Raw genomic sequence first — 1,005 nt, 5'->3', positions numbered from 1 at the left:
TTGTTGATCAAGGGATGTGCTACGGGCAACCGGGCTCTGGATGCTTCGTCAAGCGATCCCGTGCACCAAGTTCAAAGGGCTGGCTGGCCTCGCATGTTGGTAATCACATGGCTTCGTTGAAATGAATGGGATCGGCAATGTGGTGCTGCTGACGGGTGCGGCTGGAGGTATCGGCCGCAGTATTGCCCATGCCTTGCTGGGAGCGGAAGTGTCTGTCGTGGCCGTGGACCGCGACCGTGCCCGTTTGGCATTGCTAGCGGCGGCAGCGGAATCGTTGGGCGGACGAATCGAAACTCTGGTCTGCGATGTCACCAACCAGCCCGCCGTCGAAGCGACTGCTGAGGCCGCGATTGCAACGATGGGGCGGATTGACGCGCTAATCCATTGCGCTGGAAAGGATGCTCCTTCCGGTCGTGCCTGGGAAGAAAGCGCAGAACACTGGCGTGACATCATAGATGTTGATCTCAACGCGGTGTGGTGGAGCACGCGCGCCGTCTTGCCTCACATGATTTCGCGGGGCTCCGGGCGCATCATCCTGATCAGTTCCGTCGCGGGACGCATTCCAACGGGCGGTGCCTCGGTAGCTTACAACACTGCAAAAGCCGGCATCAATGGGCTGACCATAGCTCTTTCCGCACAAGTCGAAGGTAGTGGTGTGCTGGTGAACGCAATTGCACCCGGGCCTACCGGAACAGGCACAGCAATGACTTCGACCGAAAGGGTCGCGTACAGGGCCATGTATCCGCTCGGTGAAGGTGGACCAGAACCTGTAGCTCGCGCTTGCCTCTACCTGCTTGGCCCAGGTGGCGATTGGGTGAGCGGGAGCATATTGAACGTCAGTGGGGGCAGATATAGAGGATGAAACGCAAATCAAAAAAAGAGATGCCGTTTGACGGGCTGTGCGGCTGAATTTTCGATGGCCAGAAGCAGCAAACACGTAGGCCGATCGGCATCGCCGTAGCCGCCTGAGCGGCCGCCATCGCGGCAGCACAGCAGGTGCATCGC

1 protein-coding gene is annotated in these 1,005 nt (G+C 59.3%); it reads left to right on the top strand.

Features of this window, described 5'->3' with window-relative positions; genetic code table 11:
• Window positions 1-121: 121 nt before the first annotated feature.
• Window positions 122-862, top strand: a complete 741-nt coding sequence (locus EN935_RS37600) for an SDR family NAD(P)-dependent oxidoreductase (protein ID WP_127374319.1) — start codon at window positions 122-124, stop codon at window positions 860-862.
• Window positions 863-1,005: the final 143 nt, after the last annotated feature.

Source organism: Mesorhizobium sp. M7D.F.Ca.US.004.03.1.1 (assembly GCF_003998635.1).
In the GTDB taxonomy this organism is placed as follows: domain Bacteria; phylum Pseudomonadota; class Alphaproteobacteria; order Rhizobiales; family Rhizobiaceae; genus Mesorhizobium; species Mesorhizobium loti.
This window is presented reverse-complemented; position numbering and strand designations above follow the sequence as displayed.

Coding starts and splice junctions, on each gene's coding strand:
- EN935_RS37600 (WP_127374319.1), top strand. CDS start 122: ATGAATGGGATCGGCAATGTGGTGCTGCTGACGGGTGCGGCTGGAGGT.